14 protein-coding genes are annotated in these 16,875 nt (G+C 64.2%); 6 read left to right on the forward strand and 8 right to left on the reverse strand.

All coding sequences use genetic code 11. The features are described 5' to 3' along the window. Positions 1-475: 475 nt before the first annotated feature. On the forward strand, positions 476-1,216 hold the full coding sequence (locus GCN78_RS07105) for a YceI family protein (protein WP_226939513.1): 741 nt from the start codon (positions 476-478) through the stop codon (positions 1,214-1,216). Here the strand turns inward: GCN78_RS07105 and GCN78_RS07110 are convergent. Continuing rightward, positions 1,179-1,808 carry a LysE family translocator gene (locus GCN78_RS07110; RefSeq protein ID WP_034754929.1) on the reverse strand — a complete coding sequence of 210 codons (630 nt, stop codon included), beginning with the start codon at positions 1,806-1,808 and terminating at the stop codon, positions 1,179-1,181. The two genes, GCN78_RS07105 and GCN78_RS07110, sit on opposite strands and share 38 nt — an antisense overlap. 233 nt (positions 1,809-2,041) lie before the next feature. On the opposite strand from GCN78_RS07110, the gene GCN78_RS07115 reads away from it, so the two are divergent. Further along, positions 2,042-4,855, forward strand: a complete 2,814-nt coding sequence (locus GCN78_RS07115; protein WP_152251070.1) for a hybrid sensor histidine kinase/response regulator — start codon at positions 2,042-2,044, stop codon at positions 4,853-4,855. Here the strand turns inward: GCN78_RS07115 and GCN78_RS07120 are convergent. After that, a complete protein-coding gene (locus tag GCN78_RS07120) occupies positions 4,840-5,751 on the reverse strand; it encodes an alpha/beta hydrolase (protein WP_152251071.1) in 912 nt (303 codons plus the stop codon). The genes GCN78_RS07115 and GCN78_RS07120 overlap by 16 nt on opposite strands. 2 nt (positions 5,752-5,753) lie before the next feature. Continuing rightward, positions 5,754-8,837 carry an NAD(P)-binding protein gene (locus GCN78_RS07125; RefSeq protein ID WP_152251155.1) on the reverse strand — a complete coding sequence of 1,028 codons (3,084 nt, stop codon included), beginning with the start codon at positions 8,835-8,837 and terminating at the stop codon, positions 5,754-5,756. Positions 8,838-9,095: 258 nt separating this feature from the next. On the opposite strand from GCN78_RS07125, the gene GCN78_RS07130 reads away from it, so the two are divergent. After that, the gene (locus GCN78_RS07130; protein ID WP_152251072.1) at positions 9,096-9,638 is read left to right on the forward strand and encodes a phosphohydrolase; all 543 of its coding nucleotides are present in this window, start codon (positions 9,096-9,098) and stop codon (positions 9,636-9,638) included. A 362-nt stretch (positions 9,639-10,000) separates the two neighbouring features. After that, on the forward strand, positions 10,001-10,600 hold the full coding sequence (locus tag GCN78_RS07135) for a response regulator (RefSeq protein WP_226939515.1): 600 nt from the start codon (positions 10,001-10,003) through the stop codon (positions 10,598-10,600). Positions 10,601-11,016: 416 nt separating this feature from the next. Here GCN78_RS07135 and GCN78_RS07140 read toward each other — a convergent pair whose 3' ends face one another. Continuing rightward, complete coding sequence (locus GCN78_RS07140; RefSeq protein ID WP_152251073.1) at positions 11,017-11,238, reverse strand: hypothetical protein; 222 nt, start codon at positions 11,236-11,238, stop codon at positions 11,017-11,019. Positions 11,239-11,459: 221 nt separating this feature from the next. Here GCN78_RS07140 and GCN78_RS07145 point away from each other — a divergent pair, with 221 nt between their 5' ends. Both GCN78_RS07145 and GCN78_RS07150 read left to right on the forward strand, forming a co-directional pair. After that, the gene (locus GCN78_RS07145; RefSeq protein WP_152251074.1) at positions 11,460-12,047 is read left to right on the forward strand and encodes a chromate transporter; all 588 of its coding nucleotides are present in this window, start codon (positions 11,460-11,462) and stop codon (positions 12,045-12,047) included. Further along, entirely contained in the window at positions 12,044-12,628 is a 585-nt protein-coding gene (locus tag GCN78_RS07150; protein WP_152251075.1) for a chromate transporter, read from the forward strand. The genes GCN78_RS07145 and GCN78_RS07150 overlap by 4 nt, the downstream gene beginning before the upstream one ends. Positions 12,629-12,630: 2 nt before the next feature. On the opposite strand, the gene urtE is transcribed toward GCN78_RS07150, so the two are convergent. The 4 genes from urtE to urtB are packed head-to-tail and all read right to left on the reverse strand — an operon-like array spanning position 12,631 to position 16,863. Continuing rightward, positions 12,631-13,329: an urea ABC transporter ATP-binding subunit UrtE gene (gene urtE, locus GCN78_RS07155; protein ID WP_152251076.1), complete on the reverse strand. Its 699-nt coding sequence runs from the start codon at positions 13,327-13,329 to the stop codon at positions 12,631-12,633. Positions 13,330-13,331: 2 nt separating this feature from the next. Then, positions 13,332-14,162, reverse strand: coding sequence for an urea ABC transporter ATP-binding protein UrtD (gene urtD / locus GCN78_RS07160; protein ID WP_152251077.1), 831 nt, complete (start codon positions 14,160-14,162; stop codon positions 13,332-13,334). Beyond that, complete coding sequence (gene urtC, locus GCN78_RS07165) at positions 14,159-15,280, reverse strand: urea ABC transporter permease subunit UrtC (RefSeq protein ID WP_152251078.1); 1,122 nt, start codon at positions 15,278-15,280, stop codon at positions 14,159-14,161. The genes urtD and urtC overlap by 4 nt, the downstream gene beginning before the upstream one ends. After that, a complete protein-coding gene (urtB, locus tag GCN78_RS07170) occupies positions 15,277-16,863 on the reverse strand; it encodes an urea ABC transporter permease subunit UrtB (RefSeq protein WP_152251079.1) in 1,587 nt (528 codons plus the stop codon). Before urtB ends, urtC begins: the two co-directional genes overlap by 4 nt. Positions 16,864-16,875: the final 12 nt, after the last annotated feature.

Genomic DNA, 16,875 nt, shown 5'->3' on the forward strand with positions numbered 1-16,875 from the left:
AAACCGGCTTCGCAAAGTGCGGTAGCCGGTTGAAACGCTGTTTCAGAGCGCAGGGATAAAACGGAAAACACATGAAAAAGTGGAAATCGTGCCGGTCATTGAGGTGTCCGGCAACCTTGCGCCCGGGGTTTCCGTGCACCATGTATCCACTATGCCAGCCCTTGCCTTAGACAGGCTTAGGACTTCATTAAATCCCCGCCCGATTCCTGCATTTCCCCTGCCCCGCCCTGCGATCATTACTATAAAACAAGTTTTACGTGTCTGGTGCCGATGGTTGAGCTCACCGGCTAAGCTGTTGAGTCATGCCTGCATCCTATCGCTCCCGGAACGTAGTGATTTGCGCACCGCATGCTGTGTGCCAACGAAAGCATCATAACAGCGCCATATGACCGCCTTATGACGTAGCTCTAACATTGCATGCGTGCCGCGGCGCGGATCGCGTACTATTCCCTTTTCATCCTTGTTCCTTCCGCCCATGCCCAGCCAGAACCACCGCCTGCCCGCCAACATTCGCACCACGTTGCTGCTTGCCTGCGCCGTGCTGGCGTCCTGCACGCCCTTGCCGCCGGCGCCGGCCCCTGCACCAACCGCCCCGGCCGCCATGCCCGCGCCCGCGTGGCAGCGGCAAGGCGTACAACTGCTGCACATCGCGCCCGAGGAATCCCTGCTGACCATCACCGTGCGGCGCGGCGGCGCGCTGGCGCGGCTGGGGCATGACCACGTGGTGGCCAGCCGCACCTTGCAGGGCGTAGTGGCGCCCGCACTGGGGCGCACGCAATTCCAGTTCCTGCTGGATCAGATGAGTGTGGATGAGGAAAGCTTGCGCCAGGCGGCCGGCCTGACGACGACGCCGTCGGCCGACGCCATCGCCGGCACGCGCCACAACATGCTGGTGCGCGTGCTCGAGGCGGAACGCTATCCGTGGGTGCGCATCGACGCCCGCCGCGCGGGCAAGCAGGACGTGTTCGAGGCCGACATCACCCTGCATGGCGTGACGCGCACGGTGCAGTTGCCGGTGCGCATAGAGCAAGCGGCCGATGGACGCCGCCTGCAGGCCAGCGGCAGCCTGCTGCTGAAACAGAGCGACTTCGGCATCGTGCCCTTCGCCGTCCTCGGCGGCGCCATGGCCGTGCAGGATCAGATGGAACTGGCGTTTCGCATTACCGCCAGGCAAGAGCTCAACGCGCCAGGATCAGGCGCAAGCCCAGGCCGATGAAGATGGTGCCGGCCACCCGATCCAGCCACAGGCCGGCGCGCGGGCGGCGGTTCAGCCACAGACCGACGGCGCCGGAAAAATAGCCGAGCAAGCCGAACAGCACGCACGCCTGCGCCGTGAAGACCAGGCCCAGCTGCGCCGTTTGCCAGCTGGCATTGCCCTGGCCCGCGACGATGAACTGCGGCAGGAACGACAGGAAGAACAGCACGACTTTCGGATTGATACTGTTGGCAAACAAGCCCTTGCCGAACAGACGCAGCAAGGACTCGTCGGGCAAGGCCGCCGCGCCATCGACTCTGGCGCCGCCGCGGCTGCGCAAGGCGCCGATGCCCAGCCACACCAGGTACAGCCCGCCGGCCACTTTCAGCGCGGTAAATGCCGTGGGCGAGGCGGCCAGCAGGGCCGACACGCCGATGGTCGCCAGCACCGTGTGCGTGAGGCAGCCAAGGGCGCAGCCGAGGCCGAACGCCATGCCCTGGCGGCGGCCGCGCGACATGCCCACGCCCAGCACCATCAGGTTGTCGGGGCCGGGACTGGCGGTGATCAAAACGGCGGCGGCCAGGAAGGCCAGGAACTGGTCGGGACTGAGCATGAATATCTCACGGGCAAAGGCGCCATGATACCGGAGCCGGCACCATCCCGGCAGCACAGGAAATTGTCCGTATGTCACCGAGAGTCGATTAAAATGGGCACTCCACAGCAAACGGCGTTGCCGCCAGCCCAGCGCGACCATCACCACACTCATCAATGCCAGCCCACCCGCCCCCCTCCCGCCACCGCGCTTCCAGCTCCCGCGTCCGCGCCTGGCTATGCGGCTGGCCGCTTGTGTTCGGCCTGCTGCTCGGTCTGTTGGGTCTGGCGGGCGCGGCGCAGGCAGCGCCTTTGCCCCTGGGCAAGGGAGGCATTCAGCACCTGGGCAATGGTGGGCAACTGTTTTTCGCCGAAAATGAAACCGCGCCTGCCGATGCGGCCGCCCTGCCCGCCTGGCTGGCGCGCCTGCGGCCGGCCGGCCAGGTCGACCTGTTCGGCGGCGCCTACTGGCTGCATGCGCAGGTGCGCAACGACAGCGGCGAAGCGGCCTGGGTCATCGACCCGAACGATACCCTGATCGACCTGGTCGACCTGCACGTGTATGGCCCCGGAACGCACGCGGCGCCGCAGACCTTGCTGACGGGCTACCAGCGCCCGCATGAGTATTTACTGCACTACGGCAAGAACGTGCAACTGGCGCCGGGCGCCACGTATGACATCCTGGTCCGCTTTTCCAGTCCCTATTATGCGCGCGCCCCTCTGTTCGGCGTGCAGACGCAGCAAGACTACCGCAAGCTGGTGGGCAAGGAAAACTTCCTCATCGTCGCCTCCATCGGCGCCCTGCTGGCGCTGGGCCTGTTCAATTTCTTCATCTTTTCCATCACCCTGGAAAAAGCCTCGGCCTATTACGCGCTGTACGTGCTGACCTATGGCCTGGCGTGGGCCATGACCTTCCACGTCTTTGCCGACCTGTTCGACTGGCATCTGCTGCAGCTCCATTACGTGCCGTTTTTCCTGCTGCCCGTCTTCAGCACGCTGTTCTACACGCATTTCCTGCGCCTGCGCGACTACTCGCCCCTGCTCTACCGCATCAGCCAGGTCAACCTGGTGCTGCCCCTGCTGCTGCTGCCCAGCTGCTTCTTCGCCCTGTCGTATGCGCACACCCTGGCCACCATCGCCATCAGCATCTGGATGCTGCTGGCGCTCATCTGCGGCATCGTCGTCTGGTGCCGCGGCTACCAACCGGCGCGCTTCTTCGTGCTGGCCTTCGTCGCGCTGATGCTGCCCGGCTTTCTGATCCTGCCGGCCAACCTGGGCCTGATGCCGGCCATGGTGGCCAACGCCCAGCTGGTGACCCTGCTGGGCGGCACCTTCGACGGCTTGCTGCTGGCCTTTGCCCTGGCCGACCAGATCCGCCTGCTGCGCAACAACCTGGAACAGCGCGTGCAGGAACGCACCCTGGCGCTCACCCTCAGCAACGACGCGCTGCTCAAGGCCAAGGAGCACGCGGAAGTGGTCAGCCGCCACCGCATCGATTTTCTGTCCGCCATGAGCCACGACATCCGCACGCCGCTGGCCGGCGTGATCGGCATGCTGAAATTCGCCCTGCGCGACCAGTCCGTCAAAGGCCGCACGCAGGAATACCTGCGCATCGGCCTGCACAATGGCGTCTCGCTCTTGACCATCCTCAATGACATCCTCGATTTCTCGAAGATCGACGCCGGCAAGCTGACCCTGGAAACCGTGGACTTCGACCTGCTGGCGCTGATCGGCGACGCGGCCGGCATCGTGCAGGGCCAGGCCGACGCCAAGAGCCTGCTGCTGCGCCGCGAACTGGCGCTGGACTTGCCGCGCTACGTGCGCGCCGATCCCACGCGCTTGCGGCAAATTCTCATCAACCTGCTGGGCAACGCGCTGAAATTCACGGCCAATGGCGAAGTGCTGCTGGAAGTGCGACGCGCCCGCACGCCGCCGCGCCACGACGGCCGCAGCGAGATCGAATTCATCATCAGCGACACGGGTCCGGGCATCGACGCGGACACCTTGCCGCGCCTGTTCCAGAAATTCGAGCAGGCCGACCATTCCACCACGCGCCGCTACGGCGGCACGGGCCTGGGCCTGGCCATCTGCAAGGAACTGGTCGAACTGATGCAAGGCACGATCGGCGTGGAAAGCCGCGTCGGCATCGGCTCGCGCTTCCATTTCACCTTGCCGCTGACGCCGGGCAGCGCGCCGGCCGCCGACGCGCGCCGGCCGCCGCGCCACATGCGCCACGCCTGCCGCCTGCGCATCCTGTGCGCCGAGGACGTGCGTACCAACCAGATCATCATCGGCACCCTGCTCGAAAGCATGGGGCATGAGGTCACCATCGTGGAAAACGGCGAACAGGCGCTGCGCGCGCTGGGCACGGGCGCCTACGATTGCGTGCTGATGGACGGCCGCATGCCGCTGATGGATGGCGAACAGGCCGCGCGCCTGATCCGCGACGGCGGCAACGCCGAATTCCCCATTCCCGACGCGCACATTCCCATCCTCGCGCTGACGGCCAACGCCAGCGAACATGACCGGCAACGCTACCTGGCCGCCGGCATGGACGACTTCCTCAGCAAACCCGTGGACGAAGCGCTGCTGTTCGAGAAAATCGACGCGCTCATCGACCTGCTGCTGGCACGCGGCCACGCGCTGCCGCCAGCGGCGCCCACCGGGGACGACAGCCTGGCGCGCCAGTTCGGCCTGGACGACGCCGACGACGCACCTCCCGCGCCGGCCGATCCCATGACGGCGCCCGTGCACATCCTGCCGCTGGCCGGCCTGTCGCCGCAGCACTTGCAGCGCATCGCGCAAGCGTTCCTGACGGAAGCGCCACGGCGCCTGGACCTGGCTTGCCACGCCGTGCGCGATGGTAACGCCAGCGCGGCGGCGGCCGCCTTCCACGCCTTGAAGGGCAGCGCCGGCTACCTGAGCCGCCCCACCTTGCACGGCCTGTGCCACCAGCTGGAAACCCTGGCCTCGAACGGCCAGCTGGAGAACGTGGAACAGTTCCTGCCGCAGCTGAAAGACGCGCTGGACGTGGCGCGGCGCGACCTGGAAGCTCAGCCCGCAGGCTGAGACATCCAGCCGCGCGCTTGCAGCCACGCCTGCAACAGCCGCGGCCACGCGGCCGGCTCGCTGCCCGCCTTGCCCAGGCCCCAGCCATGGCCGCCGTGCTGGAACAGGTGCAGCTCGACGGGCACGCCCGCGCGGCGCAAGGCCGCATCCATCAGCCGGCTGTTCTCGGGTGGCGCAATCGGATCGTCGAGCGCCTGCGCCAGAAACACGGACGGCGTGCGCGCATCGACGTGCCGCTCCACCGACCAGGCGTCGCGCGCCGCCTGCCCGGGGTGACTTCCCAGCAGCTGCTTCTTCGCGTGCGTCGTGTCGAACGGCGGCTGCATGGTCAGCACGGGGTACAGCAGCACGGCGAAGTCGGGCCGCGCGGAGACGGCGTCCATCGCGTCGACCGGTGCATACAGGGCGGCATCGGGCTGCACGGCCGTCATGCCGGCCAGGTGCGCGCCGGCGGAAAAACCCAGCATGCCGATGCGCGCAGGATCGATGCCCCACTCGGCCGCGCGCGCACGGATCACGCGCATGGCGCGCTGGCCATCCTGGAACGGCGCGGCCACCCCGCCGCCCTCCCGCGGCAGGCGGTACACGAGCTCGAACGCCGTGACGCCCCGCGCCTGCAGCCAGCTGGCGACCGGGCCGCTCTCCTTGCCCGCCTCGATATGCGCATAGCCGCCGCCGCTGACCAGCAGGATCGTCAGACCGTTCGGCTGCGCCGGGCGGTGCGCGATCAGGTAAGGCTGCCCGACCTGCGTGATGGAACCTTTCGCGCTGTCGCGCTGCGGGCCCGGCGCGGCGCCGCCGGGCGGCGCGCCGGGCCACAGCACAATGGCGCCAGGCGGCGCGGCGCCCGCGTGCAGGTGGAGCAGGACAAGACACAACGGCATCAGGCGTCGCATGCCTAGAAATCCGTCTCGCCCTGGATCACGGCCGGATAACCGGTCATGGCGCGCGAGGTCTGCATGCCGGCCATCACGGCCGCCTCCACGCAGCCCGCGTTCAGGCCCGTCCTAATCCAGTCGCCCGTCAGGAACAGGTTGGAAAAGCCCGACTGGTCGGTGGCCAGCCGGTACTGCGTGCTGCCCACCACTGACATGACGTAGCGCTCTGACGGGTCGACGTTGGCGCGCCAGTACTGGCTGTCGAAGCGCGCCGGCCCCGTGCCCGCCTTCGCATCGACCAGCCATTGCCACGGGAACGCGCCCGGCGCGCCCGCCTCGGACCACAATGCGCCGATCTCGCGCTCCAGCTGGTGCAAGGCGCCCGCTTTCGCCCTGGCCGCGCAGCGGGCGGGGAAGCCCGTGTCGGTGACGGGCGGATAGCTGTCGACGGGGAGGGCGCTGCAAAAGTAGGAGACGTTTTTCGGTTCCTGCCCCGCCGGCCAGTCTTCGCGCGCCAACAATTGATCCATCGGCGCCCACGTGTCGTACGGTTCCGTGAAGGCCGACAGCACCGGTTGCTGGCCCTTCGGCTGCGTGGTCCAGCCCATCTGACGCAAATCCTTGTTGAGCCACACCTGGTAAGCCTGCGTGGCCACGGTTTGTACCTTGTCGGCCGCCAGTTGCAGGGCCGGGCTTTGCGCCAGCATTTGCGGGCACAAGGCCTGCAGCGAGCCGATGGAAATGCCGAACACCACCTTGTCGAAATCGACGCCCTTCTTCAATACCGTGGCGGGCAGCGCGCGGCCGAACGCTTGCTGGTATTGCTGCGGCCAGTCGCTCCAGTACGACTCCAGGTTGACTTCCTGCTCCTGCAGCAGCGCCGCCTGGGCCGGTTCGATCTGCGCGTAATCGGGCGCGCTGGGCCAGCACGCGAGGCCTTTCACGTCGACCAGCGGCGCATAGCCGGCGGCCGGATCCTTCAATTGCACTTGCTGCGTGATGCGGATGCTGTCGATGTCGCCCGCGCCCGGCACCAGTTCTTCCACGCGCTGGAAGAACTTGAATTCCACGCCCCGTTTTTTCAGCACTTCATACAGCGGCGTGAAAATCGTGTCGCCCATGCCGGCCTGCATCTTGAACATGATGCCGCCCTTGTAGGCCAGGCCGATGCGCGCCATCGCCCGCAAGAGCGTCCCCGCCTCGATGTTCGGCTTCCCGAAATCGCCGCCCTCGTAGGCAAAGACGAGGTCATAGAAGCCGCGCACGGGCGCCGAATTGACGCTGAACTGCTCGTCGCCGCCATGTTTTTTCAGCCAGGCGCGGAAGTCGATGTCGTTGATGACGTCGAAGCCGTTCTTGAACACGCCATCCTCGAACATGCCCTTCATGACCGTGATGCCCAGGTCCAGGCAGGTGAACAGGCGGCGCAATTCATCGTCGCCGTCGATCAGCGCGCGATAGCGCAGGCGCAGCCAGGCGCGGATGCCGTTCAGGGTGCTGGCCAGCAACTGGTGGCGCGCCTCGTCGTGGCGCGTGGAATCGGGCGCCAGGTCGGCCACCAGCGCCGCCAGGGCGCCCACGGACAAGCCCACGTCGAGGCCCAGTTCATCGGCCTGCCCCACCACTTCATCGGCCAGGCGGCGCAGCCAGCCGGGCCACACGCCGTCCCCTTGCGAGGCGCTGGCGCGCACGATGCGCGCGTCGGCGTCCGCCACTTGTCGGATCTGGCGTATCCACTGCTCGATCCAACCCACCATGGCGATGGCCATCTGCCACAGGGTGATATCTTCGCCGCCCTCGCCCGGTTCGCCCGGCAAGGTGGGAAAGACGATCGACCAGTTGCGCCACTCGCCCTTGACGTCTTCCGACAGGGCCACGTAATCGTGCTGTTTGAAGGCGTCGCGCCAGGTGGCCAGCGGCGCGCCTGCCGGGCGATCCAGGCTGGCATACGCTTCCTTGATCATCCTGAAAGCATTCGCGTAGAAGCCGAACCAGATGTGCAGGCCGTGTTCCTCGATGCGCTGCCCCGCCTGCGCATTGCGTCCGCTGGCGCCCTTGCCGCCCAGGCGCCAGCCCAGCTGGTAGACGGTGATGGCGTGCCGGTTTTGCCAGCCAGGCTGGTTCGTCAAATAATACGCGGTGGTCATGGCCGCCACGCCGCCGCCCAGGATGGCGATCTTTTCCGGCGCGATGCGGGAATTGTCGACCAGCTCCTCGCCCGGCATGGCCGTGAAATCGAAATTCACATTGAACGGCAATATCGCCGCCTGCGGCCCCAGCTTGAGACCCAGGGTCTGGTCCAGCGGGAAGCTGTCGAAGGCGTGCAGCGTGCATGCGTGCTCGTAGCCGAGCAGGCGCGCGCTGTGCAGGCGGTTGATCTCGGCCGGCGCGGCCACCAGGGCCTGGTACACGGCTTTCACGCCCGCGCTGTCGGGGAATTGCTTGAGGAATATCTGGTCGATGCGGGGATTGCGCAGCAAGGACAAAATATCGGCCCAGCCGGCCTGGTCCAGGTCAAAGAAATCGGGGATGGAGAGGAAAATCTGGAATGCCTGCTCGATGAGTTCGAGGAAACTGTTGACGGGCTTGTCCGGCCCCGTCCGCACGGTGGCGTTCACTTCCAGCAAAGGATGCAGCGCCAGTTTCGTCTCCGGCGAAAAATGCTGGAAACCCTTGGCGGCCACGGAGCAGCGCAGCGGCTCGCTGCCGGCGGCGGGGATCTCGTAGTCGCACAGGTATTTCGGATAGCCGAACAGCTCGCGCCCGTTGATCAGGGCCATCGCGTCATCGACGAAGATATGGCACGGATACCAATAGATATGCGCGAGCTTGCCCTTGTCGTCCATCTGGCCCACCATGATCCAGGTGACGATGTCGACTTCCGTAATCCAGCCCTTGGCCTGGTCGACGGGGTTGGCGGAGTCCGCATGGTTGACGCGCGTAAACGTCAGCATCACATATGGCGACAGGGCTTTCAGGGTCATCTTGCTGCCCGCCACCTGGTTCAGGGTGGTATTCACGGTCGCTTGCAATTTCGCCAGGTCGCCCTTGACGAAATAGCCGTACATTTCCGACTGTTTCAATTGCAGCGGCGCGTGCATCATCACCGAACCGCCCTGATAGATATACGAAGGTCTTGCCAAAGGTATCGCCGTCATTGCCCTGCCCCCCAATTTAAATTTCAGACAAACAAGATTTCCACAGTGTATTTGAGAAATATCAATGGATGATATGAAATTAATTAAAGGATTTGCCAAGATGCATAGGCTCGGCAGGTGGGCGAAAAGTAGCAGCGAAAGGCAAGCGGCGGCCATCCGGTGTACGATGGATCATCCGTGCAAAGCAGGCGAGCTGACCCAGAAATGATTACTACCGACTACGTATCGACCTATTCAGGCAACCGTTTTTATCCCTTGCGCCCGCATATCGACAAGGTCGCCATCGAAGACATCGCCCACGGCCTCGCTTACCAGTGCCGCTTCAATGGACAGACGCAAGTGTTTTACTCGGTCGCCCAGCACAGCCTGATCGTTGCCGACCTGGTGCCGCCCCATTTGCGCCTGGCCGCCCTGCTGCACGACGCGGCCGAAGCCTACCTGGGCGACATGGTGAAGCCCTTGAAAGTGCTGCTGCCGGAATTTGCCGTGCTGGAAGACAAGGTCAGCGCCATCATCGCCGCCACCTATGGCCTGGATTTTTCCGATTACGCGCCCATCAAGCGGGCCGACCTGATCGCGCTGGCCACGGAAAAGCGCGATCTGATGCCGCACTCGGCCGAGCGCTGGGCTTACCTTGACGGCATCGCTCCCTTGCCCGGCATAATCGAGGCCATGGGCCCGGCCGAAGCCAAGCAGCGCTTCCTGCATGCCTTTGCCCAGTTGGGCGGACTGGGGCTTGCCGCATGAATGCTGCCACCCAGCCGCACGAACGGACGCTAAGCCCCGGTTTTTGCACGGCTTTTTCAGATATCCACAGCAACTGTGGATAAAGTTGTTGATAAGCCCCTCTTGACAAGCCGCAAAACCAGTACTGATGCGGGTTTCAACAATTTGCTGATTTCACAGGCATTTTTTTACTCCAATGAAATCAATGACTTAGAATCATGATTTTGCGCTAGCGCAAAGTTACGCTACCACCATGAAAATATATTTTTCTGTGCATAAGCAGTCCAGGCGCCAGGCCGTCTTGCTTGAACAGCATTGTTTTGACAAACCCCGCAGACTGGCATAGTGTGGAGTAGCAAGCACGATCAACGGTGGATAAACGCATGAACATGGATAGCGATAGCGCCGCCAAGGGGGCGGACGAACCCGACTGGCTGGTCGACGAGCCGCTGGAACGGGCTGACGCGGTGGCGGAACCTGCCAATGCGGCGCCTTGGCGCGTGCTGATTGTCGACGACGATGTCGACGTGCATGTGGTGACCAAGTTCGCCCTCAGCCAGGCCAGCTTCCAGGGCCGCAGGCTGAGCTTTCTGCATGCATATTCAGGTGCCGAGGCGCTGGCCTTGCTGCGCGGCACTCCCGACATCGCCGTGGTGCTGCTCGATGTGATCATGGAAACCCAGGATGCCGGGCTGCAAGTGGCGCGCCAGATCCGCGAAGATTTGCACAACAGCGCCGTGCGCATCATCCTGCGCACGGGCCAGCCCGGCCAGGCGCTGGAACACCGCATCATCATCGACTACGACATCAACGACTTCTGGTGCAAGACCGACCTCACCACGCGCAAGTTGTTTACCACCGTCATCGCTTCGCTGCGTACCTACGCCGCCTTGCGCGAAGCGCAGCAACAGGTCGCCGAGCTCGCCGCCGCCCTGGCCCAGTGCGGCGATGCGCCAGCGGAACCGGCCGGCGGCACCCCCTGAACCGCCGCCGCTACTTTTAGTCATAAAACAAGAATACTGGATGGGCATACAGGCTTGTGCGATGCCCCATTTTGGGTCGCCACGAGGCCGGATTTGCCGCGCCGATCCGGTGTCAGTATCTAAGTGGCGGATTGTTAAGCGCTTTTTCAGATATCCACACGGACTGTGGATATCTTTGTGGATAAGGGCCTATTGACAGGCTTCAAAGCCACAGCCCGTGCGGCTTTCAATAAACTGCTCAATCAAACGGCAAAAATAAACACCTTTAAAATCAATCACTTAGAAACTCACACATAATCACAAGAAAATTATTTCAATAATTTCGCTAACCCATCATTTGTGCATAACTGAGCCGTAATGATCAATCCGACAACGCCGGAATAACGCTGCCGGCAACACAGTTGCTGTGCGGATACTCAATGCACGGCCTGGCGGCGCTGCTCCGGGTGCAGCAGCACGCGCTCGATCAATTCTGGAGCGACATTGTATGACTTCAGGTATTCCAGTGCGCACAAGGTGCTGAAGGCCGCCTGCACGGCGATGCCCAGGTTGACGATGTCGCACATCTTCTGGTCGGTCCGGACATGCGGCACCACGGTTTTGACGGGCATATGCAGCGTTTCTGTGGAATGAGGCATGATAAGCAACTCCTGCGAAGGGGGACGGAGGGGTGGAGACGGCGTGGCGGCGCGAACCGCGACAGCGCGGACAGGGACGGCGGTCATGTTGCCGCTAAAAGTATTGCCGATAAACTCACGATGTCAATGGCAGGGAAACATGTGCCACGGTTTTTTTCTTGCAGGCACAAGCGCGGCCGAAAGCGATGGACAAGCGCGCGCGGCCACGGCGATAATCAGCCATGCCCTCATCGCCCGCCCTTCCGCCCGCCCCGCTCCGCCCGCAGCCCGCCTCGCTTGCCGACCTGTTCTTCTCGTTCACCTGGCTGGCCTTGCAAGGCTTTGGCGGCGTGCTGGCCGTGATCCAGCGCGAGATGGTCGAGCGCAAGCGCTGGCTGACGCAGGAGGAATTCCTGGAAGACTGGGCCGTGGCGCAAATCATGCCCGGGCCGAATGTCGTCAACCTGTCCCTGATGGTGGGCGGGCGCTATTTCGGCTTGCGAGGCGCGCTGACGGCGCTGGCCGGCATGCTGACCGTGCCCCTCGTCATCGTGCTCGTGCTGGGGGTGCTGTACACGCGCTTTGGCGATAACCCGCAGATGGCGGGCGCCCTGCGCGGCATGGCGGCCGTGTCGGCCGGCATGATCGCCGCCACGGGCGTGAAACTGGCGACCGCGCTGGCCAGGCATCCGCTGCCCCTGTGGCTGACCTTGCCCATCACCGTGCTGGGCGTGCTGATGGTGGCGGTCTTGCGCTGGCCCCTGCTGTACATCCTGCTGGGCCTGGGCGGCATCGGCTGCCTGCTCACGTATCGAAAGCTGTCCGCATGAATCCACCCTTGCAACTGGTGTTGAGCACGGGCGACTGGCTGAACCTGTTCGGCCACTACCTGATGCTGTCGCTGATGTCGATCGGCGGCGCCATTTCCACCACCTCCGAAATGCACCGTTTCCTTGTCGAGCAGCACGGCTGGCTGACGCAGGCACAATTCAATGAATCGATCGCCATCGCCCAGGCCGCACCGGGCCCGAACGTGCTGTTCGTCGCCCTGATGGGCTGGAACGTGGGCATGAACGCGGGCAGCTACACGGCAGCGTATCTTGGCGTGTTCATCACGATGGTGGGCATCATGCTGCCCAGCACCACCCTCACCTACGTGGCGGCCCAGTGGGGCCACCGCAACCGCGACCTGCGCCCCGTGCGCGCCTTCAAGCAGGGCATGGCGCCCATCGTCGTCGCCCTCCTGATTTCCACCGGCATGATTTTGGGCGGCGCCAACCATGACCTCCGCACGGACTGGCCCCTGTGGAGCCTGTCCATCGTGGCTGGCCTCATCATCTGGCGCACGAAGATCCATTTGTTGTGGCTGCTGGCGGCCGGCGCCGTGCTGGGCTGGTTACAGCTCGTCTGACCTTACACGGCCAGGTGCCGCTTCACCTCCTCGCCATCCATCTGTTCCGCCTTGCCGCTGGCCACCACCTGCCCCCGCGACAGCACGATGAAGTCGTCGGCGAGTTCGCGGGCGAAATCAAAATACTGTTCGCACAACACGATGGCCATGTCGCCGCGCTGTTTCAGCAAGGAAATGACCCTGCCGATATCCTTGATGACGGACGGCTGGATGCCTTCCGTCGGCTCGTCGAAGATGATCAATTGCGGCTCGGCCAGCAGGGCGCGGGCGATGGCCAGTTGCTGCTGTTGCCCGCCAGACAAATCGCCGCCGCGCCGCTGCAGCATCTCCTTGAGCACTGGAAACAGTTCATACACGTGGGGATCGATGCGCGCAGCTTGCCTGCCCCGCTTCACCGCCATGCCCATCAGCAAGTTTTCCTCGACCGTCAGGCGCGCGAAGATGTCGCGCCCCTGCGGCACGTAGGCGATGCCCAGCTGTGCCCGCGCATGCGGCGCCAGCCTGGTGATGTCGCGCCCATGGAACAGCACCTTGCCCTGCGCCACGGGCAGCACGCCCATCAGGCATTTGAGCAAGGTCGTCTTGCCCACGCCATTCCTGCCCAGCAAGGCCAGGCACTCGCCCTTGCGCGCCGACAGGTTGATGCCGCGCAAGGTATGCGAGGAGCCATAGTATTGATTTAACTGTTGCACTTCGAGCATGGTTACCTTCCCAAATAGACTTCGATGACGCGCTCGTCGGCCTGCACCTCGTCCATGCGGCCCTGCGCCAGCACGGCGCCCTCATGCAGCACGGTGACGATGCCTTGCTGGGCGATTTCCGTGACGAAACCCATGTCATGCTCGACCACCATGATCGAATGCTTGCCGCGCAATTCATTGAGCAATTCCGCCGTGCGCGCCGTTTCCGCATCCGACATGCCGGCCACCGGTTCATCCAATAAGATCAGCTGCGGCTCCTGCATCAGGAGCATGCCGATTTCCAGCCACTGCTTTTGCCCGTGCGACAGCAAGCCGGCCGGCCGCTCCTCATGGCCATCGAGGCGGATCAAGCGCAAGATCGCTTCGATCCTGCCTGCCTGCTCCGAGCTCAAGCGGGCAAACAGGGTGGGCGCCACGCGCTTGTCCATCTTCATCGCCAGTTCCAGGTTATCGAACACCGTGTGCTGCTCGAACACGGTGGGGCGCTGGAACTTGCGGCCGATTCCCGCGTGGGCGATCTGCGCTTCCGTCATCGTCGCCAGATTCATGGTCTGGCCGAACCAGGCCGTGCCGGACGTGGGCCGCGTCTTGCCCGTGATCACATCCATCATCGTCGTCTTGCCCGCCCCATTCGGGCCGATGATGCAGCGCAGTTCGCCCACGGAAATATCGAGGCTCAGCTTGTTGATGGCCTTGAAGCCGTCGAAGGACACGCTGATGTCTTCCAGATACAAGATGGCGCCGTGCGTCGTGTCGACACCCTCGCCTTTCACGCGCGCATACGTGGGACCAGCCTCGGTGCCGGCCATGCCGGGCAACATGCGGATGCTCATGCTGCCTCCTCTGCCACGACGGCCGTCTTCTTGCGTTTGAACTTGTTCAACACGCCCAGCATGCCTTGCTGCATGAACAGGGTGACGCCAATGAACAGCAGGCCCAGCGCGAACAGCCACAGTTCCGGCAAGGCGGCCGTGAACCAGCTCTTCAAGCCGTTGACGGTGAAGGCGCCCAGAATCGGGCCGAGCAAGGTGCCGCGCCCACCGACCGCCACCCACACGACCATCTCGATGGAATTGGCCGGCGACATTTCGGACGGGTTGATGATACCCACTTGCGGCACGTACAGGGCGCCCGCGATGCCGCACAGCACGGCCGACAAGGTCCACACGAACAGCTTGAACCCCAGCGGGTTGTAACCGAGGAACATCAAGCGCGCCTCGCTGTCGCGCACGCCCTGCAGCACCCGACCCAGTTTCGAGCGGACGATGGCGCGCGCACCTACCAGCGCTGCCAGCAGGAAGGTGAGCGTCAGCAGGAACAGCACGGCCCGGGTGGCGGGGGCCGTGATGCTGTGGCCCAATATCGTCTTGAAGTCCGTGAAACCGTTGTTGCCGCCAAAGCCGGTGTCATTGCGGAAGAACAAGAGCATGAAGGCATACGTCATCGCTTGCGTGATGATGGAAAAATACACGCCCTTGATGCGCGAACGAAACGCGAAATAACCGAACACGAAGGCCAGCACGCCCGGCACCAGCACGACGAGGGCCATGCAATACCAGAAGTGCTCCGTGAACGCCCAGTACCACGGGTAGGTTTTCCAGTCGAGAAAGACCATGAAATCGGGCAAGCTGCTGCGGTACTGGCCCTGGTCGCCGATGGCGCGCATCAGATACATGCCGTGCGCATACGCGCCCAGGGCAAAGAACACGCCATGGCCCAGGGAAAGGATGCCCGTGTAGCCCCAGACGAGGTCCAGCGCCAGCGCGGCCAGCGCATAGCACATGAACTTGCCCACCAGCGCCACCGTGTAGGCCGACACGTGCAGCACATGCCCTTCGGCAAACGCCAGGTTAAAAATCGGCAACAGCGCCGCCAGCAGCGTGCATGCGGCAATCGCGAGCCACACGGGCCGCGTGAACAGGCCCTGCCGGGATGGATAGGAGGTAGTCATTCGACGCTGCGTCCCTTCATGGCAAACAGGCCCTGCGGCCGGCGCTGGATGAAAATGATGATGAACACGAGAATGGCGATCTTCGCCAGTACGGCGCCCGCCACCGGTTCGAGGAATTTATTGACTTCGCCCAGGCCCAGCGCGGCGATCACGGTGCCGGCCAGCTGGCCCACGCCACCGAGCACCACCACCATGAAGGAATCGACGATGTAGCTTTGGCCCAGGTCCGGCCCCACGTTGCCCAGCTGCGACAGGGCCACGCCGCCCAGGCCCGCGATGCCGGACCCGAGGCCGAAGGTCAGCATGTCGACCTTGCCCGTGGCCACGCCCACGCAATCGGCCATGCGGCGGTTTTGCGTCACGGCCCGCACGAACAGGCCCAGGCGCGTCTTGTTGAGGATCAACCACACGGCCACCACCACGACGATGGCAAAGGCGATGATGGCCAGCCGGTTGTACGGCAGCACGAGACCGCCCAAGACCGTCACGCCGCCCGACATCCAGGCGGGATTGGCCACTTCCACGTTTTGCGCGCCGAAGATGGTGCGCACGGCCTGCATGAGGATCAGGCTGATGCCCCAGGTGGCCAGCAGGGTTTCCAGCGGCCGGCCATACAGCCAGCGGATCACCGTGCGCTCGAGCGCCACGCCCACCAGTCCCGCGACGAGAAAGGCGGCCGGCAAGGCGGCCAGCAGGTAGGCATCCTGCAGGCCAGGCAGATAGCTGCGGAAAAACAGCTGGCACAGATAGGTCGTGTAAGCGCCTATCATCAGCAATTCCCCGTGCGCCATGTTGATGATGCCCATCAAGCCAAACGTGATGGCCAGGCCCAGGGCCGCCAGCAGCAGCACGCTGCCCAGCGAAATGCCGTAAAACACATTGCCGGCGAACTCCATGCGTGACACTCTGCCCTTGATCTGGCGCATGGTCTCGATGGCGGCCAGCTGCACACCCTCGTCCGGCTCGCCATCCTTCTCCAGCATCGCTTGCAGCACCGGCAGCAAGCGCGCATCGCTGCTGCCGGCCAGCGCCTGCACGGCGGCCTTGCGCGTGGCGGCATCGGGTGCATGCAGGTTGGCGCTGGCGATCAGCACCTGCAATATCCGCGTAATTTCAGCATCGCTTTCCCGCGCCAAGGCGGTGCGGATCAGGGGCAGCTGCACGGGATCGACGGCCTTCTGCAAGGCTTGCGCGGCGGCCAGCCGGACGCCGCGCTCGGGCGCCAGCAGCTGCAAACCCGACAAGGCGCCCGCCACGGCCGCGCGCAAGCGGTTGTTGACCATCACGCCATCGATGCCATCGGGCAGCGGCACGCTCCGGTCTAGCACCGGGTCATATGCCTGCTCGCCATCGACGATATACACCTTGCCGTCGGGCGCGGCATACAAGGCGTCGTCCTGCAAGGCTTGCAACACGCGGGCGGCCTCGGGCGTGGCCAGCGCGGCGATCTGCGCGACGGCGGCGACGCGGGCGTCAGGGTCGTCGCCGGATAGCGGCTTGAGCAGGTCGGGAGGGATGGCGGCCTGCGCCATGGACGACAGGCACAGGCAGGCGAGGACCAGCAGTTTGAAGAGGAGCTGCATTTGCGTTCCAAA

The sequence above is a fragment of the Janthinobacterium rivuli genome, assembly GCF_009208735.1.
Classification (GTDB): domain Bacteria; phylum Pseudomonadota; class Gammaproteobacteria; order Burkholderiales; family Burkholderiaceae_D; genus Janthinobacterium.

Excerpts from the sequence above, each read along its gene's own strand:
- GCN78_RS07105 (WP_226939513.1), top strand. The coding sequence starts at position 476 with ATGCCCAGCCAGAACCACCGCCTGCCCGCCAACATTCGCACCACGTTG.
- GCN78_RS07110 (WP_034754929.1), bottom strand. The coding sequence starts at position 1,808 with ATGCTCAGTCCCGACCAGTTCCTGGCCTTCCTGGCCGCCGCCGTTTTG.
- GCN78_RS07120 (WP_152251071.1), bottom strand. The coding sequence starts at position 5,751 with ATGCGACGCCTGATGCCGTTGTGTCTTGTCCTGCTCCACCTGCACGCG.
- GCN78_RS07125 (WP_152251155.1), bottom strand. The coding sequence starts at position 8,837 with ATGATGCACGCGCCGCTGCAATTGAAACAGTCGGAAATGTACGGCTAT.
- GCN78_RS07130 (WP_152251072.1), top strand. The coding sequence starts at position 9,096 with ATGATTACTACCGACTACGTATCGACCTATTCAGGCAACCGTTTTTAT.
- GCN78_RS07135 (WP_226939515.1), top strand. The coding sequence starts at position 10,001 with ATGAACATGGATAGCGATAGCGCCGCCAAGGGGGCGGACGAACCCGAC.
- GCN78_RS07140 (WP_152251073.1), bottom strand. The coding sequence starts at position 11,238 with ATGCCTCATTCCACAGAAACGCTGCATATGCCCGTCAAAACCGTGGTG.
- GCN78_RS07145 (WP_152251074.1), top strand. The coding sequence starts at position 11,460 with ATGCCCTCATCGCCCGCCCTTCCGCCCGCCCCGCTCCGCCCGCAGCCC.
- GCN78_RS07150 (WP_152251075.1), top strand. The coding sequence starts at position 12,044 with ATGAATCCACCCTTGCAACTGGTGTTGAGCACGGGCGACTGGCTGAAC.
- urtE (WP_152251076.1), bottom strand. The coding sequence starts at position 13,329 with ATGCTCGAAGTGCAACAGTTAAATCAATACTATGGCTCCTCGCATACC.
- urtD (WP_152251077.1), bottom strand. The coding sequence starts at position 14,162 with ATGAGCATCCGCATGTTGCCCGGCATGGCCGGCACCGAGGCTGGTCCC.
- urtC (WP_152251078.1), bottom strand. The coding sequence starts at position 15,280 with ATGACTACCTCCTATCCATCCCGGCAGGGCCTGTTCACGCGGCCCGTG.
- urtB (WP_152251079.1), bottom strand. The coding sequence starts at position 16,863 with ATGCAGCTCCTCTTCAAACTGCTGGTCCTCGCCTGCCTGTGCCTGTCG.